This window comes from Streptomyces celluloflavus (assembly GCA_000720995.1).
Taxonomy (GTDB): Bacteria; Actinomycetota; Actinomycetes; order Streptomycetales; family Streptomycetaceae; genus Streptomyces; species Streptomyces celluloflavus.
In genome coordinates this window covers 46,714-71,102 of record JOEL01000055.1, presented here as the reverse complement: position 1 = coordinate 71,102, position 24,389 = coordinate 46,714, and the positions used below count along the sequence as shown (strand labels likewise).

At 72.2% G+C, this 24,389-nt stretch carries 17 protein-coding genes; 10 read left to right on the top strand and 7 right to left on the bottom strand.

All coding sequences use genetic code 11. The features are described from left to right. Positions 1-63: 63 nt before the first annotated feature. On the bottom strand, positions 64-1,614 hold the full coding sequence (gene eccB / locus IH09_RS31360; protein ID WP_052860923.1) for a type VII secretion protein EccB: 1,551 nt from the start codon (positions 1,612-1,614) through the stop codon (positions 64-66). Positions 1,615-1,702: 88 nt separating this feature from the next. Next, entirely contained in the window at positions 1,703-3,205 is a 1,503-nt protein-coding gene (gene eccD / locus IH09_RS31355; protein ID WP_110952702.1) for a type VII secretion integral membrane protein EccD, read from the bottom strand. Positions 3,206-3,465: 260 nt separating this feature from the next. Here eccD and eccCa point away from each other — a divergent pair, with 260 nt between their 5' ends. Further along, positions 3,466-7,413 carry a type VII secretion protein EccCa gene (gene eccCa / locus IH09_RS31350; protein ID WP_052860922.1) on the top strand — a complete coding sequence of 1,316 codons (3,948 nt, stop codon included), beginning with the start codon at positions 3,466-3,468 and terminating at the stop codon, positions 7,411-7,413. 303 nt (positions 7,414-7,716) lie between these two features. Here the strand turns inward: eccCa and IH09_RS31345 are convergent, their stop codons facing one another. After that, entirely contained in the window at positions 7,717-8,739 is a 1,023-nt protein-coding gene (locus IH09_RS31345; RefSeq protein ID WP_052860921.1) for a cation diffusion facilitator family transporter, read from the bottom strand. Between the two features lie 84 nt (positions 8,740-8,823). On the opposite strand from IH09_RS31345, the gene IH09_RS39405 reads away from it, so the two are divergent. The 5 genes from IH09_RS39405 (at position 8,824) to IH09_RS31325 (ending at position 13,248) form a co-directional block, all read left to right on the top strand. After that, positions 8,824-8,964 (top strand): hypothetical protein, encoded by a 141-nt coding sequence (locus IH09_RS39405; RefSeq protein WP_172451172.1) that lies wholly within the window; start codon positions 8,824-8,826, stop codon positions 8,962-8,964. A 151-nt stretch (positions 8,965-9,115) separates the two neighbouring features. After that, entirely contained in the window at positions 9,116-9,475 is a 360-nt protein-coding gene (locus IH09_RS31340; protein WP_052860920.1) for an ArsR/SmtB family transcription factor, read from the top strand. A 195-nt stretch (positions 9,476-9,670) separates the two neighbouring features. Beyond that, entirely contained in the window at positions 9,671-10,288 is a 618-nt protein-coding gene (locus IH09_RS31335; protein WP_052860919.1) for a TetR/AcrR family transcriptional regulator, read from the top strand. A gap of 145 nt (positions 10,289-10,433) precedes the next feature. Further along, the gene (locus tag IH09_RS31330) at positions 10,434-11,618 is read left to right on the top strand and encodes a GDSL-type esterase/lipase family protein (RefSeq protein WP_052860918.1); all 1,185 of its coding nucleotides are present in this window, start codon (positions 10,434-10,436) and stop codon (positions 11,616-11,618) included. 400 nt (positions 11,619-12,018) lie between these two features. Next, a complete protein-coding gene (locus tag IH09_RS31325; protein ID WP_052860917.1) occupies positions 12,019-13,248 on the top strand; it encodes an acyltransferase family protein in 1,230 nt (409 codons plus the stop codon). Positions 13,249-13,427: 179 nt separating this feature from the next. Here the strand turns inward: IH09_RS31325 and IH09_RS31320 are convergent, their stop codons facing one another. After that, positions 13,428-14,825, bottom strand: coding sequence for a class II 3-deoxy-7-phosphoheptulonate synthase (locus IH09_RS31320; protein WP_094794971.1), 1,398 nt, complete (start codon positions 14,823-14,825; stop codon positions 13,428-13,430). 890 nt (positions 14,826-15,715) lie between these two features. On the opposite strand from IH09_RS31320, the gene IH09_RS31310 reads away from it, so the two are divergent. After that, positions 15,716-15,895: a hypothetical protein gene (locus tag IH09_RS31310; RefSeq protein ID WP_052860915.1), complete on the top strand. Its 180-nt coding sequence runs from the start codon at positions 15,716-15,718 to the stop codon at positions 15,893-15,895. A gap of 899 nt (positions 15,896-16,794) precedes the next feature. On the opposite strand, the gene IH09_RS31305 is transcribed toward IH09_RS31310, so the two are convergent. Then, positions 16,795-19,371: an FtsX-like permease family protein gene (locus IH09_RS31305; RefSeq protein WP_052860914.1), complete on the bottom strand. Its 2,577-nt coding sequence runs from the start codon at positions 19,369-19,371 to the stop codon at positions 16,795-16,797. A gap of 3 nt (positions 19,372-19,374) precedes the next feature. Continuing rightward, on the bottom strand, positions 19,375-20,169 hold the full coding sequence (locus IH09_RS31300; protein ID WP_240150581.1) for an ABC transporter ATP-binding protein: 795 nt from the start codon (positions 20,167-20,169) through the stop codon (positions 19,375-19,377). 283 nt (positions 20,170-20,452) lie between these two features. Here IH09_RS31300 and IH09_RS31295 point away from each other — a divergent pair, with 283 nt between their 5' ends. The 3 genes from IH09_RS31295 to IH09_RS31285 all read left to right on the top strand — a co-directional run bounded on the left by IH09_RS31295 (position 20,453) and on the right by IH09_RS31285 (position 23,439). After that, the gene (locus IH09_RS31295) at positions 20,453-21,751 is read left to right on the top strand and encodes a sensor histidine kinase (RefSeq protein WP_110952696.1); all 1,299 of its coding nucleotides are present in this window, start codon (positions 20,453-20,455) and stop codon (positions 21,749-21,751) included. Further along, on the top strand, positions 21,739-22,383 hold the full coding sequence (locus IH09_RS31290; protein ID WP_052860913.1) for a LuxR C-terminal-related transcriptional regulator: 645 nt from the start codon (positions 21,739-21,741) through the stop codon (positions 22,381-22,383). The genes IH09_RS31295 and IH09_RS31290 overlap by 13 nt, the downstream gene beginning before the upstream one ends. 681 nt (positions 22,384-23,064) lie before the next feature. After that, complete coding sequence (locus tag IH09_RS31285) at positions 23,065-23,439, top strand: hypothetical protein (RefSeq protein ID WP_052860912.1); 375 nt, start codon at positions 23,065-23,067, stop codon at positions 23,437-23,439. 365 nt (positions 23,440-23,804) lie between these two features. On the opposite strand, the gene IH09_RS31280 is transcribed toward IH09_RS31285, so the two are convergent. Beyond that, positions 23,805-24,266: a hypothetical protein gene (locus IH09_RS31280; protein ID WP_190233458.1), complete on the bottom strand. Its 462-nt coding sequence runs from the start codon at positions 24,264-24,266 to the stop codon at positions 23,805-23,807. Between the last annotated feature and the right edge of the window lie 123 nt (positions 24,267-24,389).

The window sequence follows — 24,389 nt, the reverse complement described above, 5'->3', positions numbered from 1 at the left end:
ATGAGCAGGGCGGCCGCCGCCCATGCGGTTCGTGTTCTGCTCCGCACTGCGTCTCCCGTTCCTTCAGGAGCCCTGGGGCTGGCGGGCGGCGTTCGCGTCCAGCCGGGGTCCCATCGGCAGGAACTGCGACCAGTTCGCCGGGACCAGCACCGGTTCGATGTCCTTGTAGCCGAGAAGGACCTGTGCCCGGTTGGTCTCCGGCGAACGCGCGCCGGAGTCCTCTTGCCCGGCTGTGCCTGCGGTGCCGGTGCCGGATGGTGTGGCGCTGCTGTCGTTGTTCGTCTGGACGCCGTAGCGCAGGCCGGTGTCCGTGACGAGGAAGTGTGCCCCGGAGCCGGCGTTACCCGGCTGGATCTGCTGGTAGAACAGGCCCGTTCCCGGGGTGACGTACGCGCTGGTGCCGCCGTTGGCGATCTGCTGGGGGAAGTCCGCGCCGGCCCAGGTACTCAGCTCCGTGACCCCGGTCTTCGACACCGCGCGCAGCACACTGCAGACCGTGCCCCGGTCGCCCTGCGCCGTGGCGGTGTTGACCTGCTCGGCGACCCGCTGCGGCCACCGCTTCTCGGCGAACAGCTGCTGCGCCTGCGGGGTGAAGGACTGTGCGTCCACCTCGGTGGGGCGGTTGTGCTGCTCCAGCGGGGCCGTCCGCCGGGAGAACAGGAGCAGCTTGGCCACGAAGTCGGAGACGGGTACGACCTCGCCCTGGAGCACGACGTAGTGCTGGGTGCCGGCGCCGGTCGTCGCGCGCAGCACCATGCCGATGCGGTTCTCCCGTGTGCCGAGCCCCTTGACGCCGGCGGGCCGGCCGGCCGTTCCGGGCAGGGCGGGGAAGGCGATCGGGGTGCCGTCGTGGAGGGTAGCGAGCCAGTCCCTGGTGACCTGCTGGGGCTGCCGGCTGCCCACCAGGGCGCGGAGCAGCAGTTCCGTATCGCTGCCGCCGTCGATGAGGTACTTGGTGCCCTTCGGGTCGACCAGATAGCGGGCCCCGCCGGGCTCCCCGGATCCCCTGGCCTCTTGGACGTAGAGGGTCTGACCGCCGTGCAGCCGGCCCGGCCCGTCCACCTTGTCCGCGTCGCGGTCGGCGAAGAGGAAGGTGGCCTTCTGTACGGACTTGCCGTTGCCGCCGGGTTGTTCGCAGACCGCCCAGCGCTTGCTCTTCGCCGCCTCGGCCGCCTCCGGAAGACGGTCGGGGGCGTACGGGATACCGAGGGTCGGACCGTGCGGGAGTTTTCCGCTGTCCAGCTCGCTCTCCTCGGCCTTGAGGACGTCGAACCGGTCGGGTTTGAGGAGCAGCCGGGCGGAGGCCATGTTCAGGACGGGATGCAACTGCTTCTTGCCACCGGTCTCCAGCACCACGTACAGGGTGGCGGATGTGCTGCCCAGGATGACGTGTGCGCCGGGGGCGTCCCAGCCCTTGGGGGCCTTGGGGCGGAACATGCCCCAGGCGCCGAATCCGGCCAGGATCAGGGCGGCGATGACCAGGCCGGGCAGTGCCGCGCGCAGCGGGCTCGGGGCGCCTTCGTCCGTACGGTCCGGGGACGGCTGCAAGAAGGCGGCGACGAGCCGTTTCTTGGCGTAGGTGTAGCCGTTGAGCTCGTCCCGCCGTGATGCCATGACGCTGTACTTCCCCCTGTCTCCGCCGCGGCCGTTCCGCAGCCGTCCGGTCCTGCGTGTTCCCGGGCCCGGTGTCCCTGAAGTGCCCTCAGCCGCTGGTCATGCTCCGCACCTGGCTGTACAGGTCCAGGACCGCCAGGCACAGCGGCATCAGGGACAGCAGCAGGAATCCGTCGGCGAGATCGAGCGCCCGGCCCCAGAACGGCGTCAGCCCCTTCTTCGGCACGGTCAGCGCGCCCGTCGTCACCAGCGCCACCGCACCGATGACCACGAGGGCCAGCCACAGCGTACGCAGGTCCAGTGGAGTGCGGTCGCCCGTGAGGAAGTCGGTCAGCATCCCGGTGGGCGGGTTGAGGGCCACGCCCAGGATGAGGAGGGAGAGCGCGGCCAGGCCGGCGACGACCGCGCAGGCGACCTGGGCGGTGTAGCGGAAGAGCCGGGCGCGCAGCAGCGTCGCCAGGCCGGTGGCGAGGGCGAGGAGCTGCGCCCATGCGGAAGGGGCGAAGCCGAGGACGCCCGCGACGCCGATGAGGACCGCGCAGCAGCCGCCGAGCAGCCCCAGCAGCAGTTCATGGCCGCGGCGGGCCTGGGCGGCGACGCGCTCCTCGTCGACGGGCTCCAGGCCGACGGGCTCCTCACCACCCCTCAGCTCCGCCGTCGCCTCCTGCTCCTGGCTCAGACTGCGCGGGGTGACGTACCCGACGGGCAGCCGGGCCAGGCGCGTGGCCAGCCCCGGCAGGAAGGCCAGGAAGGCGATGACCACGGGCGCGCAGACGGCCGCGGCCTGGGCGGCCGTCGCCTCACTGATGACGGCGAAAAAGGTGGCGAGGGTGCCGACGGCCGCGGCGAAGGCGGCAGCGATGAACGGCGCGTCACCGGACGGCGATACCACGGCCAGGGCGACGGAGATGACGAGCACGGCGACACAGCCCAGCAGGAACTGCAGCCGCCCCGCCCCGTGTCCGGCGTCCGGACCGACGATCCCCGAGCCCGCGCACAGCACGACGGGCAGCGCTCCCAGGCCGAGGGCGACGGCTGACGGCTGGTCCCCGTAGACCCGGGCCCGAACCCCCGCGAAAGCGGCCAGCAGCACCCCGGCCGTGCCGGCGATCACACCCGGCAGGCTGTGCATGTCGTGCCGTACCGGGTCGGCGAACCACAGCACGAGGGCGAGGAGGGTGAGCAGCACCCCGACCCCGGCCAGGCCCGTCCCGCGCAGCAGGCCGTCGCTCCAGAGCCGGCGGTCGCGGGTGACGGCGGCGGCCACCGCATCGGAGACATCGTCGAAGACCGCCGGTGGGAGCGACCGCGAGAAGGGGCGCAGGTGCAGCATTTCACCGTCGACGACGCGCTGGCCGGCGAGTGTGCGGGCGCTGTCGAGCGCACTGCCGTCGGCGCGGAAGAGGTAGTAGCCGGTCGGTGCCCCCGGGGGCTGTCGCTGGCCGGTCAGGCGCAGGATCTCCGGGTAGATGTCGGAGACCGGAATGTTCTCGGGCAGCGCCACGTCGATACGGCTGTCGGGGGCGACCACCGCGACCCTGCGGAAGCCGGTCCCCGTACTGATGCTCACCGTGTTCAGCTCTGCCCCCATGCTCACCTGGTCATCCGGCCACTCGGTCAGGCGGCCGCCCGGCCACCCGACCGTCGCTGCGGTCGCTCCGTACGCGGCCCCTACCGGGGCGTCATCGTGCCACCGCGCCCTGCCGGCCACCGCCACTTTGCGTCACCGCGCCGCGAAGCCCTTCCCCGCTCTTCACATTAGTCGGCAGTAGGATCGCCTGACGCGGGGGGCGCCGTCGCCAGGGGGCGATCGGGACGGAACTTCCCTCCGTGCCGAGGGATTGATGCCCGGTGAGCCAGATCGTCGTCAAGCGCCCACCGCGGGCGCTGCCGCCCGGCCCCGCCACGGACGAGCTGCACCTTCAGGGCCCGCCTGAGCTGCCGCGCGGCCAGCAGGAGGGCGTGCTGATGCAGCTCCTGCCGATGATCGGTATGGGCTCGTCGGTGGTCTTCTTCTTCATGCCGGGCATGCCTTCTTTCATGCGCGTCATGGGCGCGCTGATGCTCCTCTCGACGGTCGGCATGGTCATCGCCCAGATCGTCCGCTACCGCAGAGGCACCCAGGGCGAGATGGCGCAGAGCCGCCGGGACTACCTCAAGTACCTGGCGCAGACCCGTCGGCGGATCCGCCGTACCGCCACTGCCCAGCGCAACGCCCAGCACTACGTGCATCCGGCCCCGGACCAGCTGTGGTCCATCGTGGCCGAGGGCAGCCGCGTCTGGGAGCGCCGCATCGGCGACGCCGACTTCGGACAGGCCCGCATGGGCCTGGGCACCCAGCAGCTGGCCACCCCGCTCATCGCCCCCGACACCGCCCCCGTCGACGAACTCGAACCCCTCACCGCCGGCATCATGCAGCGCTTCCTCGCCGCCCAGGGCTCGCTGCGCAACATGCCGGTCGCGGTCTCCCTGCGCGCCTTCTACCACCTCACGGTCTCCGGCGACCCGGCCTGCGCCCAGGGCACGGCCCGCGCCCTGATCGGCCAGCTCGTCACCCTGCACTCCCCCGCCGACCTCCTGGTCGCCGTGGTGGCGGCGCCCGGCGCCGTCGGGCGCTGGGAGTGGACGAAATGGCTGCCACACGCCCAACTGCCCGGCTCGGCGGACGGCGCCGGCACCCGGCGCCTGTTCACCGACGACCTCACCGAGCTCGAAATCCTCCTGGCCGGCCACCTGGCCGACCGCCCCCGTTTCAGCAGGGACGCCCCGCCCCTCCTCGACCGGCCCCATCTCGTCATCGTCCTGGACGGCGGCATGGTGCCCGCGGACTCCGCTCTCGCCGTCCCCGAGGGCCTCCAGGGCGTCACCGTCGTCGAGGTCGTCTCCGGCGAGCTCGACGAACCCCGCGGCGGCCTGTCGGTAACGTCCCATCCGGCCCGCCTGCGGCTGGAATCCGCCGTCTCCGCCTACGACGGCACCCCCGACCTGCTCTCCCTGGAACGCGCCGACACCCTCGCCCGCCAGCTCGCGCCCCTGTACGTGGACGGCACGGACGAGGACGAACCGCTGCTGGCCAACCTGGACTTCACCGACCTTCTCGACCTCGGTGATCCCGCCCAGGTCGACACCGCCCGCACCTGGCGCTCCCGCTCCCGGGCCGAGCGCCTGCGCGTCCCGGTCGGCATCGGCGAATCCGGCCGACCCGTGATGCTCGACCTCAAGGAGGCCGCCCAGAACGGTATGGGCCCGCACGGTCTGTGCGTCGGCGCCACCGGTTCGGGCAAGTCGGAGTTCCTGCGCACCCTCGTCCTGGGCCTTTCGGTCACCCACTCCTCCGAAACCCTCAACTTCATCCTGGCCGACTTCAAGGGCGGCGCCACCTTCGCCGGTATGTCCGCCCTCCCCCACGTCGCCGCCGTCATCACCAACCTCGCCGACGACCTCTCCCTCGTCGACCGCATGGGCGACTCCCTCCGCGGCGAACTCCAGCGCCGCCAGGAGCTGCTGCGCCAGGCCGGCAACTTCGCGGGCATCCACGACTACGAAAAGGCCCGCGCCGCCGGCCACCCCCTCGACCCGCTGCCGTCCCTCGTCCTCGTCATCGACGAGTTCAGCGAACTGCTCACCGCCAAGCCCGACTTCATCGAGATGTTCATCCAGATCGGCCGCATCGGCCGGTCCCTCGGCGTCCACCTCCTCCTCGCCTCCCAGCGGCTGGAGGAGGGCCGTCTGCGCGGCCTGGACACCTACCTCTCCTACCGCATCGGCCTGCGCACCTTCTCCGCCGCCGAATCCCGCGTCGCCCTCGGCGTCCCCGACGCCTACCACCTCCCCGCCGTCCCCGGCTCCGGCTACCTCAAATGCGGTACGGACGAGATGACCCGCTTCAAGGCCGCTTACGTCTCGGGCCCCGCCCGGTCGGCCGACAGTCACACGGACCGCGGCGCGGTCCCCGTCCAGCAGCGCGCGGCCCTCTTCACCGCCACGCCCGTCCCCGTCGCCACCGCTCCGGCCGCGCAGGCCGCTCCCGAGGCCCCCGGACAGACCGACGACGCCCTGGCCGACACCGTCCTGGACGTCATCGTCCGCCGCCTCGACGGTCAGGGACCGCCCGCCCACCGGGTCTGGCTCCCGCCCCTGGACACCGCCCCCACGCTCGACCAGCTCCTCCCTGCGCTGGCCACCACCCCGGATCGCGGCCTGCACGCGGGCGGCTCCCCCGCCGGCGGCCGCCTCACCGTCCCCTTCGGGCTGGTCGACAAGCCCTTCGAACAGCGCCGTGATGTCCTCCGCCACGACTTCTCCGGCGCCACCGGCCACCTCCTCGTGGTCGGCGGCCCCCAGTCCGGCAAGTCCACCCTCCTGCGTGCCCTCATCGGTGCCTTCGCCCTCACGCACACGCCCCACGAAGTCCAGTTCTACGGGCTCGACTTCGGCGGCGGAGCGCTGAGCTCCATCGCCGGTCTGCCGCACGTCGGCTCCATCGCCTCGCGCCTGGACCCCGAACGCATCCGCCGCACCGTCGCCGAGGTCGCCGGTATTCTCGCCCGCCGCGAGGAGTACTTCCGCACCCACGGCATCGACTCCATCGCCACCTACCGCCGACGCCGCGCCGCCGGCGACCTCCCCGACCAGCAATGGGGCGACGTCTTCCTCGTCATCGACGGCTGGGGCCCCTTCAAGGACGCGTACGAACTGCTGGAGCCGGTCGTCACCGACCTCGCCTCCCGCGGCCTCGGCTTCGGCATCCACGTCATCCTCACCGCCTCCCGTCACCTGGAAGTCCGCGCGGCCCTCAAGGACCAGATCCTGGGCCGGCTCGAATTGCGTCTGACCGACCCCATGGACTCCGAGTTCGACCGCAAGGCCGCGGCCAACGTCCCGGCCGGTGTCCCCGGTCGCGGCCAGACCCCCGCCAAGCTCCACTTCATGGGCGCTCTCCCCCACACCGGCAAGGCCGACAAGAACACAGAACTCGCGGACGCCACAGCCGAGTTCGTCCGTAGCGTGGCGGAACACTGGTCCGGGCCCGCCGCCCCCGCCGTCCGGCTCCTCCCCCACACCGTCCCCGCCGCCCGCCTCCCCAAGGGATCGGACCACCCCCACCTCGGCATCGCCCTCGGCCTCGACGAGACCCACCTCGAACCGGTCTACGCCGACTTCGAAACCGACCCCTTCCTCCTCGTCCTCGGCGAAAGCGAGTCCGGCAAGACCGCCGCCCTCCGCCACATCGCCCACAAAATCGCCGAACGCTATACCTCCGACGAGGCCAAAATCGTCGTCGGCGACTACCGCCGCACCCTCCTCGACGCCCTCCCCGCCGCGCACCTCCTCGAATACGCCCCCACCGACGACACTCTCGACATCCACCTGAACGCGCTCGCCGGTCTCATGGAGCGCCGCCGTCCCACCCCCGACGTCACCGCCCAGCAACTCCGCGACCGCAGCTGGTGGACCGGTCCCCGCTTCTTCGTCCTCATCGACGACTACGACCTCGTCGCCACCAGCACCAACAACCCGCTGGCAGTCCTGACCGACAAGCTCCCCTACGCCCGCGACACCGGCATCCACTTCATCCTCACCCGCACCACGGCCGGTATCTCCCGCGCCCTCTACGAACCCGTTCTCCAACGCTTCACCGAACTCGGCACCCAGGCCCTCATCCTCTCCGGTGACCCCAACGAAGGCGACATCCTCGCCAACGTCCGCCCCCGCCCCATGCCACCGGGCCGCGCCCACTACATCACCCGCAAGCGCGGCACTTCGCTGGTCCAGCTCGGCTGGCAACCCGACCTGTAGCCCACCGAAGCGGCAACCGGCGGCCGCGCCTCTCGACAGGGCCGCCGGTTGTATGACCTGCGAAGCAAGTCCGTACGGACCGGGGCCCCGGGGGAAGTCACCGCGCGTGTGCCGGCGTCGGCCGAGTCCGGCCGCCGTCGGGAGCGCGACGATCACCGGCTGCGTGACAGGGATCGACGGGGATGTACCGCCTTACCTCTGGCTGTACTTGAGCGTCGACGGGCTCGTAGGTGGGGTCGCGGCACCCGTTGATGACGCCCGAGGCTCGTGGCGGAGATCCGGGCCCCCGGACAACGGCTCCGGTCAGGCGGGTGCGGGCCGTTCGTTTCGCTCGGTGTGGTGGGCCAGTTCCGCGTGGGGGTCCGGTGTGCCCGGTGTCGGGGCGGGGTCGGCGTGGACCAGGGCGGCGGTGAGTTTCGGTACGGCGTGCAGCAGTGCGTGCTCGGCGCGGACCGCCACGTCGTGGGCCGCTCGGAGGTTCAGGTCGTCGCTGACGACGATGGCCGTCTCCGCGCGCAGCCTGTGCCCGATCCAGCGCAGCCGCAGTTCGCCCACGGCGCGGACGCCGGGGACCGCCAGGAGTGCCTGTTCCGCGGTGTCGACCAGTGCGGGATCGACGGCGTCCATCACGCGGCGGAACACCTCGCGTGCGACGTCGCGCAGTACCAGCAGGATCGCCGCGGTGATGGCCAGGCCCACGATCGGGTCGGCCGACCGCCAGCCCATGGCGGCCCCGCCCGCGCCGATCAGTACGGCGAGGGAGGTGAAGCCGTCCGTCCGGGCATGGAGTCCGTCCGCGACCAGGGCGGCCGAACCGATCTCGCGGCCGACGCGGACGCGGTACCGCGCCACCCACTCGTTGCCGAGGAATCCGATCACGGCGGCGGCGGCCACCGTCGGCAGATGGCTGACCTCTTCGGGGTGGAGCAGTCGGCCGATCGCGGTCCAGGCGGCGTACCCGGCCGAGGCGGTGATCGTCAGCACGATGACGATGCCGGCCAGGTCCTCGGCCCGGCCGTAGCCGTAGGTGTACCGGCGGTTCGCCGCCTTGCGCCCGAGGACGAAGGCGACGCCGAGCGGCAGAGCGGTCAGGGCGTCGGCGGCGTTGTGGACGGTGTCGCCCAGCAGGGCCACCGACCCGGACAGGGCCACGACCGCGCCCTGCGCCAGCGCCGTCGCGCCCAGGACGGCCAGCGAGGTCCACAGCGCGCGCATGCCCCGGGCGGAGGACTCCACCGCCCGGTCGATCTTGTCGGCGGACTCGTGGGAGTGCGGTCGCAGGAGGTGCGAGCCCATGAGCGGCCATCTCATGAGGTGCGCGCCCATGAGGTGCACGCTCCGGTGGCGCCAACGTGTCCAGGGGCGGGCTGCGGAGCGGTATGCCGCGGGCTGCTGGCCGCCGTCGTGCGAGTGGCCGTGATCGTGGTGGCTGTGATCGTGGTGGCCGTGGGGCTGGTCACGGCGGTTCTGGCCCTGATCGCGATGGCCGTAAGCCTGATCGCGGCGGTCATGGCCAGGTTCCTGGTCGTGCCCGTGGTGCTGTCGTGGTGAGTGGGCGTGTCCGTGGTGATCGCTCACGGGAGTCCGCCTTTCGACGTGGGGCAGAGCAACGGAGGCAGGAGGGGAGGGAGGGCGCTCGGGGGAAGGAGGAGCCGCACGGTGGGAGGTGGACGTGGGGAAGTGCCTACTCCATTATGTGCGTATGAGCGCACGCATGCACCTGGCATCTGCACACGGTTCGCACCCGCAAGACCCCGGCGCCGAGCAGTTCGCCCGCGCCGCCGAGGTCCTGGGCCTGCTCGCGGACCGCACCCGCCTCGCCCTGCTCCACACGCTCGGCCGGGGCGAGGCCGATGTGAGCACCCTGACCGGCGCCGTCTGCGCGGCGCGTCCGGCCGTCAGCCAGCACCTCGCCAAACTCCGCCTGGCCGGACTCGTCACCTCACGCAAGGACGGGCGCCGCGTCGTGTACGCCCTGCGGGACGGGCACCTCCGCCGCCTCGTGGCCGAGGCCCTCCAGCACGCGGATCACGACCTCTCCGGCCTCCCCGGACACGACTGAATCCGAGGCGAAACCTCCCACCGCGAGCTCAAGATCCACGGGACCTCCAGATGGCCGCCCCACTCACGACCGTCCAACCCCCGACCGCCCAACTCGGCGACAACGCGGCCGCCGCCGACTCCCTGAACAGTAAAGCGATTTGCCTAAGAGGTTTAGGCATACGCATACTGCGTTCAGGCAGATGAAGGGACGGCTATGGCCGCGCGCGTAGGACTGACCACGGAACGCCTGGTTCGGGCGGGGGCGGAACTGGCCGATGAAGTCGGCTTCGGTCAGGTGACCGCCTCGGCGCTGGCCAGGCGGTTCGATGTCAAGGTCGCGAGTCTGTACTCGCACCTCAAGAACTCCCAGGACCTCAAGACCAGGATCACCCTGCTCGCACTGGAGGAGCTCGCCGACCGGATCGCCGCTGCCGTGGCCGGGCGCGCCGGGAAGGACGCCCTGGCCGCCTTCGCGGATGTCTATCGCGACTACGCCCGGGAGCACCCCGGCCGCTATGCCGCCATCCAGCTCCGGCTCGACCCGCGGACGGCGGCGGCGAGCGCCGGGGTCAGGCATGCGCAGATGGCGCGGGCGATCCTGCGTGGCTACGACCTGCCGGAACCGGACCAGACGCACGCCGTCCGGCTGCTGGGCAGCGTCTTCCACGGCTACATCAGCCTGGAGATGGGCGGCGGGTTCAGCCACAGCGCCCCCGACACCCAGGAAACCTGGTCGCGGGTCCTGGACGCGCTCGACGCCCTGCTGCGGAACTGGCCCGCGCCCGGAACCCCGCCGACGCGGCATCCGCAGGCCGCCGACACACGGCCATGACACATCGGTGCGGCAGCGCCTCGCGCACCGGAGCACCACCACATCGACGCACCACCACACCGGAGCACCACCACATCGGCGCATCGCGCACCAACGCGCCCGCACTCCAGCGCACTTCGAGCATCTTGATCGACAGGTGAGAACAATGAACACCGAGCACAACTGGATCACCACGCCCATCACCACGGACATCCTGCGCGGCGCCCTCGAACTGGAACACACCGCACATGGCGTCCTGCCGCACCGGCTGCCCGCCCGCGCCCGTGCCCAGTGCTCCGACGAGCAGCTCGCCAGGTCGGAGTCCCAGCCCTCCGGTGTCCGGCTGGTCTTCCGGACCCGGGCCACCGCCATCGAGCTGGACACGGTGCCCACCAAGCAGGTCTACGTGGGCGCGCCGCCCCGTCCGGAGGGTATATACGACCTGCTCGTCGACGGCCGCCTGACCGGCCAGGCCACTGTGACCGGTGGCAACACCCTGGCCATCGACATGGCCACCTGGACCGCCGAGAGCCGGCCCGGCCCGCCCGGCACCCTCCGCTTCACCGAGCTGCCCGACGGCGACAAGGACGTCGAGATCTGGCTGCCGTACAACGAGACCACCGAACTCGTCGCCCTGCGCACCGACGCCCCCGTCGAGCCCGCGCCGGACCGGGGCCGCAGAGTCTGGCTGCACCACGGGAGTTCGATCAGCCACGGCTCCGACGCCGCCAGCCCCACCGCCATCTGGCCCGCGCTCGCCGCTTCCCTCGGCGGTGTGGAACTGATCAACCTGGGTCTGGGCGGCAGCGCCCTGCTCGACCCGTTCACCGCGCGTGCCCTGCGCGACACCCCCGCCGACCTGATCAGCGTCAAGATGGGCATCAATCTGGTCAACGCCGATCTGATGCGCCTGCGCGCCTTCACCCCCGCCGTCCACGGCTTCCTCGACACGATCCGCGACGGCCACCCCACCACACCGCTGCTGGTCGTCTCGCCCATTTTCTGCCCCATCCACGAGGACACCCCCGGCCCCACCGCCCCGGACTTCGCCACCCTCGGCACCGGGCAGCTGCGGTTCCGGGCCGCGGGCGATCCGGCGGAGCGCGCGAGCGGGAAGCTGACGCTGAACGTCATCCGGGACGAGCTGGCCCGGATCGTGGCGCAGCGGGCGGCCGAGGACCCGAACCTGCACCTCCTCGACGGCCGCGCCCTCTACGGTGCGGCCGACTCCGCCGAGCTGCCCCTGCCCGACGAGCTCCACCCGGACGCCGCCACGCACCGCCGCATCGGCACCCGCTTCGCTGAGCTGGCCTTCACCGCTACCGGACCTTTCACGGACAACAGCGCCTGACACCGATTTCCCCCCGCCGCCGCCCATGACCGGCGGGGGGGGAAGGCGGCAACTGGGTCGGTCGAACAGGCGAGTTGACGCGGGAAAGGGGGGCACTCCCGTCCCGTCCTTCGACCTCACGCTCCGCAGTGCCCTGGTTCGGCGCGCCTCGGGACGGGGCCCGGCGGACATCGCGGCGGGGGTGAACGGGAGGCCGGGGGTAGGGCTGGCTGGGGGGTCCGGGGGCAGGCGGCCCCCGGGGGTGAAGTGCAGTCCGCACCACCTCGGTTGGGGCGCTGGCCTCACTGCTTCTTTTCGGCTCTCGGACGAGCATTGAAGCGTTCACACGAACGGTCAAATGCCCGGCCCTGAGGGAGAAGAGGAACGCAGCCATGCCGCGTCTGACACGGAATGCGAAAGCATGAGCCTGGACGAGCGGACTCGTCCGCGAACCCTTCAGCTCAGCACGATCGGGAGCCGTACCCCGGTTCAGCGGGACCGCGCCATTGACGGGCTGCGGGCGCTGGCGCTGCTCGCCGTGCCGACCGGCCACTGGCTCATCGGCGGCTTCGTCCGCGATCCCGACACCTCGCTGCACAACGCCAGCCCGCTGTCGACGTTCGCTCCCCTCGCGCCCATCACCTGGGTGCTCCAGATGCTGGGCATCTTCTTCCTGGTCGGCGGCTATGCCTCCGTGCAGTCCTTCCGGCGCGCCGCCGAGCGGGGCGAGCCGACGGGCCGCTGGGTACGCGGCCGGCTGGCCCGCCTGCTGCGGCCCGCCGTCGGGGTCACCGCCGTCTGGGCCCTGCTGGCCCCGCTGCTGTACGTGGCCGGGGTGCCCGAGACGACGATCCACACGGCGGCGACGCTGGTCGTCCAGCCGCTGTGGTTCGTGTGCGTGTACGCCGTCGTGACGGTGCTGACGCCGTACTGCATGGCCGCCAACCGGCGGCTCGGGGCCTGGGCCGCGGCGCCGCTGGTGGCGACGATCGCGATCGTCGACTTCCTGCGCTACGGCCCGTTCGCAGACTCGATTCCGTACTGGGTCGGACTGATCAGCCTCTTCCCCGGCTGGATGTTCGCGTACCAGCTCGGTGTCTCCTGGGGCGAGAAGCGGCTCGGCCGGCGCGGTGCCTGGCTGCTTCTCCTCGGCGGTGCGGCGCTGTTCGCGGTCCTGCTGCTGGTCTTCCACTATCCGGCGAGCATGGTCGGTGTCCCCGGTCAGGACCGGACCAACTCGCATCCGCCGTCGCTGCTGGTCATCGCCCTGGCCGCCGCGCAGTCCGGCGCCGCGATCCTGCTGCGGGACCGGATCGCCGCGCTGCTCGAACGGCCCGTGCTGTGGGCGCCGGTCACGGCCGTCAACGCCTCGGCGATGACGATCCTCTGCTGGCACCAGACCGCGATGGTCGCGGCCGCCCTCCCGGCGTCGTACCTGGGTGCGGTGCACGGTCTGACCACGTCGCCGGACTTCGCCGCCTGGATGCTGACCCGGTTGCCGTGGCTGCCGCTCTTCGCCGCGATTCTCATCCTGATCGCCCAGGTGACCCGGAGGTTCGAGTTGCCCTGGACGGGAGTGACCCGCACCACCCGAATACTCGCAGGGGGGCTGGCCGTCGGCTTCTCCGCCTTCGCCCTCTACCTGCTCTGAGGGGAGCGGGACGGGGCAGGAGAGAAGGGGGAGAACACTTCGGGCGCCCGCCTCGGGATGAGGGGGCGCCCGAAGTGTTCGCGCGCGCCGTCGAGTCCAGCCGCGGTCTCCACAGCCGGTCGGGCTTTCGCGGAGCGGTCCGTATCCACATTCCGCATTCCGCGAGCGGTCCGGTGCCGTCAGCCGCCGAGCATCTCGGCGACCCGGAACGCGAGGTCGAGGGACTGACTGTGGTTGAGCCGGGGGTCGCAGGCGGTCTCGTACCGGCGGGGCAGGTCCTCGACGCCCACGGCGCTGCCGCCGCCGACGCATTCGGTCACGTCGTTGCCGGTGAACTCCACATGGATGCCGCCGGCGTGCGTGCCCAATTGCTGGTGGACCTCGAAGAAACCCTGGACCTCGTCGAGGATGACGTCGAAGCGGCGGGTCTTGTGGCCGCTGGGCGTCTGGTAGGTGTTGCCGTGCATCGGGTCGCAGACCCAGGCGGCCCGCGCGCCGGCCTCGACCGCCTTCGTCACCAGGGCCGGCAGCCGGTCGCGTACCCGCTCGGCGCCCATCCGCGCCACGAACGTGAGCCGGCCGGGCTCGCGGTGCGGGTCGAGCCGGTCGAGGTAGCCGAGGATGTCGTCCGGCCGGGTGTCCGGGCCGATCTTGACGGCGACGGGGTTGCGGATCCGGCTGAGGAAGTCGATATGCGCGCCGTCCGGCCGGCGGGTGCGCTCCCCGACCCAGACGAGGTGGCCGCTGGTCGCGTACGGCAGCCCGGACCGCTCGTCCGTACGGGTCAGCGCCCGCTCGTAGTCCAGCAGCAGCCCTTCGTGGCTGACGAAGAACTCGGCGGTCTGCACACCGTTGGGCTCCACCCCGCAGGCGTGCATGAACAGCAGGGTGCGATCGATCCCGTCGGCCAGTTCCTCGTAGCGCCCGGCGGCGGGCGAGTCGGCGACGAACCCCCGGTTCCAGGCGTGCACTTGGCGCAGATCGGCGAAGCCGCCCTGGGTCAGGGCGCGGACGAGGTTGAGGGTAGTGGTCGACGCGTCGTACATCCGGCGCATCCGGCGCGGGTCGGGTCGGCGCGCGGCCGCGGTGAACTCCAGACCGTTGACCGCGTCGCCCCGGTAGACCGGCAGCGTGACACCGTCGCGGGTCTCGGTCGGCCTGGAGCGGGGCTTGGCGTACTGGCCCGCCATCCGGCCGACCTTGACGACCGGCATCGACGCGGCGTACGTGAGCACCACCGCCATCTGGAGCAGGGTGCGCAGCTTGCCGCTGATCGCGTCGGCGGAGGTCTGTCCGAAGGTCTCCGCACAGTCGCCGCCCTGGAGCAGGAACGCCTCACCGCGCGCCACCGCCGCCAGCCGCTCCCGCAGCCGGTCGCACTCCTCGGCGAAGACCAGCTGGGGCGCGGCTCTCAACTCGGCCACCACGGCGTCGCGTTCGGCCGGGTCGGGCCACTGCGGCTGCTGGGCGGTGGCGAGCGGGGCGTCCACCGCACCGGCCGGGCCCGGCAGGGGCGCGGGGCGCGGCGGGGCGATCCGCGTCGAACCGATGTGGCCCTCTTGTGCGGGTTCCTTCATCACAGCCCCCAGAATGAGTTCGGGTTCAATTCCGTTACGTGTGTGCTGTCAGATGTGTGCCGTCAGGTAGGGCGCGCGTCCGGCCCGCTCCGTGCGCCACGGGTCTGGCTCCGCTCACTGCGCGGCTGTTTCACTCACCGTGTTCACTTGCCGTGTCCACTTGCCGTGCCGCTTCACCGGTCATCCACCGGATCTGCCGCCGGCCCCCTCATCTTCCCTTGCCCCTTCTCTTTCCTCTCCCTTTTCGCCAGCTTTTCCGCGGCTTTTCACCGGCCGCCGTCCCGCTGACGGGGAATGCCCGCGAACCCGAGGAGTTCGGATGCCGGGCAACGCACCGGTAAACGCCGCCGGATAGGTGGCGGACCACACGCGCACCACCGCTCCCCCCTGGCTCCGCCGACTCCCCCGTCCCGGCCCTTTCCGTGCAGGTCACCGCGCCTCCGCTGCCTGCGCACGACCCGCCGGCACTGTATGTGCCGCTGACCGGGGCGGCGGGCCGACGCCCGGCGTTCCTGCCGGAGAATCTCGCCGGGCGTGGGCGGACCGCCGCCCGGCGGTCGTCGGGCACGGCCGGCTCACCGGGGTCCGGCTCTTCGCCCGGCACATCGAGGTCGACGGCGCGGCCACGCTGCGTCCCGCGCCGGGCACCGCCGCCGAGCCGTGCGACCTGGCCCACGCCGAAGGTCCCGGCACCGGAGCCGACGAAGGCCGCGACCGGTTCGGCTGCACCCGCTCCGCGCAGGTGTGACCGCTGCTGCGGGCCGCGCGGGAACTGTCCACCGCGGACCGCGGACCACGAACTGCCAGGCGCCGGGTGCGCGTTCGGCTTCCTGGCCCCTCTCCGCTACGAGGCCGCCCGGCACCGGGAGCCGCTGCCCGCGCGGGAGGTGTTGCGCGGCGGCCCGGACGCGACGCCGACGCTCTTCCGGGAGACCGTCCGGTACGGCCAGGAAACCGGCGCGGTGCGGCTGCCGACCTCGGTGTGCGACGCCTTCCCGCCCGTCGCCTTCCCGACGTGGCCGCCCACGCAGCGCGCGCCGCCGCCCTGGCCGGCCGATCCGGCTGCCTGACCCGAAGCGCCCGCCCCACTCTCCGTCCGGGCCGGTGTCGAGCGCGCCACCTTCCTCCGCCGGGCCGAACGGCGCCTGGCGCACATCCGTCGTCGGTCAGCAGCGTCAGCGACCGGTCGTTGGTGGCGATCTCGTGCACGACGATGACCGGTACGTAGTCCGCGCGCCGACGATCAACAGCCTTACCCGCAGCGGATATTCGTCGGTTGGTGACAATTCCCGCACCGGCCGCCTGGACGCGGGTCCGGTTCAGACGGGCGGGACCGGTTCGGCGCGCAGTGCGGCGAGGCTCTCCTCCGGCGGGCGGAACTCCGGCCGACAGCAGCCCTCCGCCTCGCGGTGCACGGCGCCCGGCAGCCGGTGCCGGCGCACGACGGCGGCCGACGCGGCCCGGAGCGCGGGGACTTCCAGCGCGCCCGAGAGCCGTACCGAGACGGTGTGAGTCCGACCGACCCGCGTGTCCTGGAACGGTTGAGGAACCGGAGCCTTTGCCGGACGGGCGACAGTCCGGCCGCTCCGTCCGTGACTTCCGCAGGTTTTCCGGCCGTGTTTTCCCCGGCCGCTGCGTCTTCCGCGCCTTCCACGCCTTCCACGCCTTCCGCAGATCCCAGGACTTCGCTTGGTCCCGTTCTTTCCACAGGAACAATGTTTTCCACGAGACCAGCGCTTTCCGCGAAAGCAGGCTGGCACCGGGAGTTCAGACAGCCAGAGACATCAAGTGGCAGGCAAATAGCGCCGGTTGGCGCGGTGCCGGGCCCTGCGCGGCCGCCGGGCGCCCGTCGGGCCGGGGCAGGACCGGGGCAGCGCGACAGCCGACGGTCCCGCTCCCGCGGAGCCCGTCGGCCGTGATGTGCGCCACCGGCCGTGGTGCGCGCCGTTGTCCGCCGTCCGGCGCAGCGCTATTCGCGCATACCGATGGCGTCCACCGGGCGGGTGCGCAGCGCCATCCTGGTCGGCAGCAGTACCGCCGCCGCGGCCAGCGCCGAGGTCGCCGCGACGATGGCCAGGTACAGCAGCGGCGGGATGTACGGCACCGGCGAGGACGTCAGCCCCAGGCTCACCGTCATCAGGGGCAGCAGCGGGACGACGGTGCCGGCCACCACGGCGATCAGGATGACCATCAGCGTCTCGGTGCGCATCATCCGCATCACCTGCTCGGGCGTCGCCCCGACCAGCCGCAGCAGGGCGAACTCCCGGGTCCGCCCCAGTGTCGTCATCACCAGTGTGTTGGCGACCGCGACCGCGATGTAGCCGAAGACGAGTACCAGCGGCAGGGCGCTGCCGAACAGTCCGGCCGACGCCGTCCGCTGTTCGGCGACCGGCAGCCCGCCCTCGTCCATGACCTTCAGGCCCGGGTACTTCCTGCTGGTCTCCGCCAGTTCACCGGCGACCTGCTGCTTGTCCGCGCCCGGCGCGAGCCGTACCAGGACGGAGTCGTCCAGCCGTGCGGAGCTGTGCGCGATCACCGCTTCGTGCGGCAGCGTGACATCGCCGAAGCCCAGTCCGCGCCGGTAGACGGCGACGACCCTCGCCTCCTGCCGGGCGCCGTCGGGCAGGTGCAGCCGCACCCTGTCCCCCACCCCGGCCCCCAGGGTGCTCGCCGCGCCGTCGCTGAGCGCGACCGTGTCCGGGCCCTGGCCCAGGCCCGCCAGATCGCCCTTGTCGACCTGGAGATCGAGGAGCCTGTCCAGCTTCCGCGGCGTCACGCCCTGCGCGTCGTAGTCGAAGATTTCCGGGGAGTCCAGCAGCTTGCGGGAGGCGAACAGCTTGATCCGTACGGTCCCGGCCGCCGCCTCGACGCCCGGCAGCCGCCGGATGTCCTCGGTGGCGGCCGGCGGCACACCGCCGGCGTCGCTGCTGAGCGTGTAGTCGGCGATCACCCCGGCCGCGGCCTGCTCCTCGGCCGCCTCGGAGGTGGTGGTGGGGATGAACAGCTGGACGGAGGCGAAGCCGATCGCCAGGATCAGCGGCCCGATGCCGGCGGCCAGCCGGCGGGCGTTGGCCCGGGTGTTGGCGACGGCCAGACGGCCCAGCGTGCCGAACCGCCGCTGGAAGGGCCGCGCCAGCAGCCGGGTCGCCCGGCCCACCACCGGCGGCGCCAGCATCAGGATGGCGATGACCATGACGAGGCCGCCGCTGCCCGCGCCCGCGACGGCGAAGATGCTGCCGAAGAAGAGCGGCAGCAGCGAGGCGGCCAGCCCGAGCACCAGCAGCAGTACCCCGAAGGCGATCCGGGCCCGGCCCAGTGTCGGTTCCTCGGTCCCTGACCGGCTCAGCGCCTCCACCGGCCGGATCGACACCACCTTGCGGGCCACCGCGAACCCCGCGACCTGCGCGGTGAGCACACCGATGGCCACCGCGGCGAGCATCGGGACGGGACCGTAGGAGAACGCGAAGTCGCCCGGTACGACGCCGATGAGGGAGAGTGCGCCGCGCAGCACCTCCGCCGCCGGCACCCCTGGCAGACAGCCCAGCATCGACGCCGGCAGCGAGATCACCAGCGCCTCACCGGCGATCATCTTGTGGATCTGCCGGGGCGTCGCGCCGACCGCCCGCAACAGCGCCAGTTCCCGGCGCCGTTGGTGCACGCCCAGCGCCAGGGTGCTGCTGACCACCAGCATCGTGATCAAGATGACCGTGCCGCCCAGCGATCCCGCGAGCTCCTTGAGCCTGCCGCGCGCGGCGGCCACGTCCGGGTTCTCCACGCCGCTGCGCCCGTCGCCGGTGTAGATGTCCACCGGGGTCCCGCCGAGCTTCTTGCCGATCCGGTCGGCGAGTTCCCCGGGGTCGGTGCCCTTCGTGGCGAGCACGCCGATCGCCGAGACCTGGTCGTCGCGGCCGTAGAGCTCGCGGGCCTGCGCGTCGGAGAAGAACACCGGCGGACTGCGCAGTGTGCCGCCGGGCCCCTGGTAGGCGACCACGCCGACGACCTTGAATTCGGCGGCCGCCCGGGTCGTCGCCAGCCGCACCGTGCCGCCGGTGGCGACACCGGCCCGGTCGGCGAGGGACTTCTCCAGCACGACCTCACCGGGCCGCTCCGCGCCGCGGCCGCCGACCCGGGCGAACGGGCCGAGTACGGAACCGGCCCAGGTCGTGCCCAGGGTCCGCCGGTCGTCGTCGCCCTTGAGGATCTCGCCGTCCTTGCCGACCAGTTCGGTGGGGAAGCGCAGATCGGCCACCGCCCGCCGCACTCCGGGCACCGACGCCGTGGTGCCGGCCAGGGAGCGTGCCACGCCGACCGGGCCGGGCAGGCTCCTGGTCTTGGTGTTCCGGCCCTCGGTGACCGAGAACTCCTGCTTGCCCGCCACGACCACCGCGGCGGCGCCGTAGCGCTGCACCGGGACCCCGGAGCCGATACCGGACTGGAGGATGACGCCGAACGCGGTGATCAGGACGGACGCCCCGAAGAGCGCCACGAACGCCCCCACGAAGCCGCTCTTGCGCTCCTTGACCGTCTTCAGTACGAGGCGGAACACGGCTCACCACTCTCCCAGGCGGGTCATCCGCTCGGCGATCCGGTCCGGTGTCGGCCCGGTCAGCTCCTCCGCGTACCGGCCGTCCGCCAGGAACACCACCCGGTGCGCGTAGGAGGCGGCGACCGGGTCGTGGGTGACCATCACCACGGTCTGGCCCGTCGAGTCGACGATGTCCCGCAGCAGTTGCAGCACCTGCCGGGCGGTGCGGCCGTCCAGCGCGCCGGTGGGCTCGTCGGCGAAGACCACCTCGGGCCGGGCGGCCAGCGCGCGGGCGATGGCGACGCGCTGCTGCTGGCCGCCGGAGAGCTCGGACGGCCGGTGGGCGAGCCGGTCGCCCAGCCCCACCTGGGACACCACCCGGTCCAGCCAGGCGCGGTCCGGCTGCCGGTCGGCGAGCATCAGGGGCAGCGTGATGTTGTCCGCAACCGTCAGCGCCGCCATCAGGTTGTACGCCTGGAAGACGAACCCGACGCGTTCCCGGCGCAGCATGGTCAGTTCGACCTCGGTGAGGTCCGACAGGTCCGTGCCGCCCAGCACCACGGTGCCGGCGTCCGGCCGGTCCAGTCCCGCCGCACAGTGCAGGAACGTGCTCTTGCCCGCGCCGGAGGGCCCCATGACCGCGGTGAACGAACCGCGCAGGAAGCCGAGGGAGAGATCGCGCAGGGCGTGTACGGCGCCGGCGCCTCTGCCGTAGGTCTTGCGGACGCCGTCCAGGCGTACGACCTGGTGGTTACCGTCGGCCGGGCCGCCGCCGGTGCCGTGTCCCGGAGGCGTGGCCTCGTTCGCACGGGAGGCCATGGCCCGTGCCGCCTCGGCCCGTGCCGCCCGTTCCCTTCTGCTCACATCCGGTCCTTCGCTGCGCGGTCGTCCGTCGTGCCCTGCCGATCAGCACGCTAGGTTCCCGGCTCCTCGGGAACCACCGCGTGGACTGGAGGGTGAAAGGTGCAGTTAAGTGCCCCCTCGGCCGCCCGAAGGCGCCGGTCAGGCCCCGGACCGGTGGCGCGGGGCGGCCGTCCCCGGGCCGGTCTCCGCCGCCGGTGGTACGGTGCTGACGCCGCTGCTCCGGGGGGTTCAGTCATCGATGTCCACGCCCCTGTTCACCGCGTCGCGCCGGCTGCTCCGGCCGCCGTTCAGGGAACTGCTCCGGCAGATCTTCCGCCGCTTCCCGCCGTCCGCCGGTTACGTCCTGGTGTGCCTGGGCACCGGCCTCGCCGGGCTGCTGGCGCTCTACGCGCTCGCCATCGTCTTCGCCCTGTGCCTGGTGGGTACGGGCTTCCTGCTGCTGCCCACGGCGTTGCGCGCGCTGCGCCGGTTCGCCGAGTTCCACCGCCGCCAGGTCTCCCGCCAGTTGCGCGTCGGCGTGGCCACCCACTACCGGCTGCCGGAGGACGGCGCGCCGCCCGGGGCGCCGCCGTCGCTGCGCGATCCGGCCGTGCGCAAGGACCTCGTCTGGCTGCTCGCGCACAGCGTGCCGGGCACGCTGACCTGTGTCGCGGCGCTGATCGCGTGCGGCCGCGCGGTCAACTGGCTCTCCGCGCCCGTGTGGTGGCGGCTCGCACCGCGCGAGCGGGGCTCCATCATCATGATCACGGTCGATTCCTGGCCGAAGGCGATCGGCGCGATGGCCGTCGGGGTGGGCTACGCGGTGGCGGCCGCCGCCGTGCTCTCGCTGCTGGCCCGGCTGCACGCCCTGGGGTCGCGGCGGCTGCTGACCGCCCGTGCCCGGGTGCCACTCGCCCAGCGGGTCAAGCACCTGTCCGTCACCCGCGCCGAGGCGCTGGACGCGCACGACGCCGAACTGCGCCGCATCGAACGGGATCTGCACGACGGCGCGCAGGCCGGGATCGTCGCCGTCTCGCTGCGCCTGGGCCTGATCCGGCGGGCGCTCAAGAACCGGCCCGAGCAGGTCCCCGAGATGGTCGAGGCGACCCAGCAACTGACCCAGCAGGCACTGGACTCGCTGCGCCAGCTGGTGCGCGGGATCTATCCGCCGGTACTGATCGACCGCGGTCTGGTGGACGCGGTCCGGGCGCTGGCCGCGCTCTCCGCGGTGCCCACGAGGATCGATATCGATGAGCGCGCGGCGCCGCTGCGCGCACCGGCGGCGGTGGAGGCGGCGGCGTACTTCGTCATCTCCGAGACGATGACGAACATCGCCAAGCACAGCGGGGCGGACAGCGCCCTGGTGTGGCTGCGGATCACCGAGCGGGGCATCTCCCTCCGGGTGGAGGACAACGGACGCGGTGGCGCGTCGGAGCATGCCGGCAGCGGGATCATGGGCGTACGCCGCCGGGTCGCGGCCTTCGACGGCAGCACCGAGCTGACCAGCCCGCCGGGCGGCCCGACCGTACTCAGAGTGGAGATTCCATGCGGATCCTGATCGCCGAAGACAACGCGCTGCTCCGGGAGGGGCTGGTCCTGCTGCTGGCCGGCGAGGGCCACGAGATCTGCGCCACCGTCGACAACGGTGACGATCTGCTGCCCGCGCTGCTCGAACACCGCCCCGACGCCGCGGTGGTGGACGTCCGGCTGCCGCCCACCTTCCGCGACGAGGGCCTGCGCGCGGTCGTCGCGGCGCGCCGCGAAATCCCGGACCTGCCGGTACTGGTGCTGTCGCAGTACGTCGAGCGGGCGTACGCGGCCGAGCTGCTGGCGCAGAGCGCCTCCGGCGTCGGCTATCTGCTCAAGGACCGGGTGGGGCGTACGGAGGAGTTCCTGGAGGCGCTGGAGCGGGTCGCGGCCGGGGGGACGGCGATGGACCCGGAGGTGATCTCCCAGCTGATGATCCGCAAGGCGGGCGACGATCCGCTGGGCTCGCTCACCCAGCGGGAGCGGGAGGTGCTGGCGCTGATGGCCGAGGGGCAGAGCAACAGCGTCATCGCCGAATCCCTGTTCATCGTCGAGAGTTCGGTCAACAAGCACATCGGCAACATCTTCACCAAGCTCGAACTGCCGGCCCCGGCCAACGGACACCGCCGGGTGCTGGCCGTTCTGGCGTATCTGCGGGCCTGACGGGGGCGGGGGCGGCGGGGGTCACCGTCGGTGGCGGCGGCCGGTGCCGGTGGCTGGTGGCCTGTGCCGGTGGCTGGTGGCCGGTGCCGGCGGTTGGCGGCCGGTGCCGGTGGCCGGTGGCCGGTGGTCAATGGCCGGTGGTGTACGGGACCGGCGGCCGTCCCGCGCCGTGGTGGGCGCTCGGCCGGTGCCCGTCTCCGGTGCGGGGAGCCGGGGGGAGATCCGGATCGTCCGTAGCTGCCTCAACTCCCGCTGTCCGAGGGTCCGTTCGGCAATTCCCAGACCGTTGAGCGCTTGCGGCGAGTCGGCCCTCGCACGTCAGATGCGGGTCGATGTGGAGAAGACCGGGCTCGCCGGGCGGCGAGCCGACCACGTGGCTCTCCCGGGGTTTCTCCGCCGGAGTCATCGGTGAGCTCGTCGGCCATCCCTGACCATCCCGCGAACGGCCCCTCGCCCGGGGCCTGATCGCCGGCCTGCGACATGGACCGCGCCACGTCGAGGTGCAGTTCTCTGCTACCTCGCTTCGGGAGTGTGCCCTACTGCGCCCGGCCGCCCGGCGGCGCAGGATGGAGTCATCGCAGAGCCCGCCACCGCGGGCGGCGGACCACGACAGGAGGCCGTCAGGTGACACCGAAGGAGTCAGGGCCCGTAGCAAGGAGGCGCCGTGAACGGGCCGGTGCCGTGGTCGCCGCGGTGATCACCGCGGCGGCACTGACCGTGGGACTGGCCGGTTGCCGCGACGTGAGCGCCAAGACCGCCGACCGCGTGGAACTGTGCGCGAAGATCGTGGGCAAGACGTTCACCAATCCGTTTCCGAACGATGCGGAAAAGACGAAGCGGGACATCAGGAAGCGCGCCGACGAGCTGGACGAGATGGCCAAGGAAGCGCCGGACGAGAAGCTCCGTCAAGCCATCGAATCGACCGCGGAGAAGATGCGCAGCGCCGAGGTCAAGGGCAAGGGCACGAGCCGCACGGTCCTCGGGTACATCTCCGAGCAGAACGACCGGCTCAAGGACCTGCGCCACACCTGCCTGAACCGCGACGACTACAAGTAACGACGACTACAAGTCACCCCGTGAACGGGTCCCGGCCGACGCGCGGCCCGCTGCTCGCGCGTCGCCGGCACCCGCTGCCGGGCTCCTTGGGTCTCTTCCGTCACCCGAGGGCCCGGCCCCCCTTCCCAGCACCGAATCACCGAACCCAGCGTCAGGAGCAGTCATGCCGGACTCCAGCGATTGGAAGCCGACCAAAGAGCGCCCCATGTGGCCCTGGATCGTGCTCGCCGTCGTCGCCGTCGGCGTCGTCATCAATGTCCTCCTCACGATCTGAGGACGGCGCCCGCCCCCACGTCCGAGAGCACCGTCCCCGCACGGCCGCACACCCCCTGCCGAATCCGGTGCAGGGGGTGTCTGCGGAGCGGTCAGCGCTCCCAGCCGCCGGGCCGGTCCGCCCCGCGCCCCACGGCGCCACGGCTCTCCCGGGAGGGGAGCACCGCCGCCGCGATCACCAGGAACACCGCGCCGCCCACCACGTTGAACAGCCCCTGTCCCAGGTCGGTGAAGTGGAAGGCATCCGACGGGACCGCCTGGATCTGCTGGACCAGGAAGAGGCCCCCGGTGGCGAGGCCCAGCAGCGCGGACACCGCCAGCACCGCCCGGGAGCGAAGGCCCAGGCCGAGCAGGGCCAGCGCCGCCGCGAGCGCCAGGGGCAGCAGCATGGAGGTGGCGAGCGCGGCGGTGCCGCCGTCGTGCAGCCCGGTGATCAGGTCGGTCACCGGCACCGACCGGGGATCGCGGCCTCGGTACCAGGGCTGGAAGGCACTCGCCACCAGCGCCGCACCGCCCACGAGGGTGATGAAGATCGTCGCCGTCAAACGTGCCATGGAAAGGAACTCCTGCTTCTTGTCATCGGTGGATCGTGGGGTCGGTTGTCGGTTGTCGGTCTTCAGCCGTCGGTCGTCAGTCATCGGCCGTCGTACGCCGGACGCCGGTCTGTCGTGGTGCCG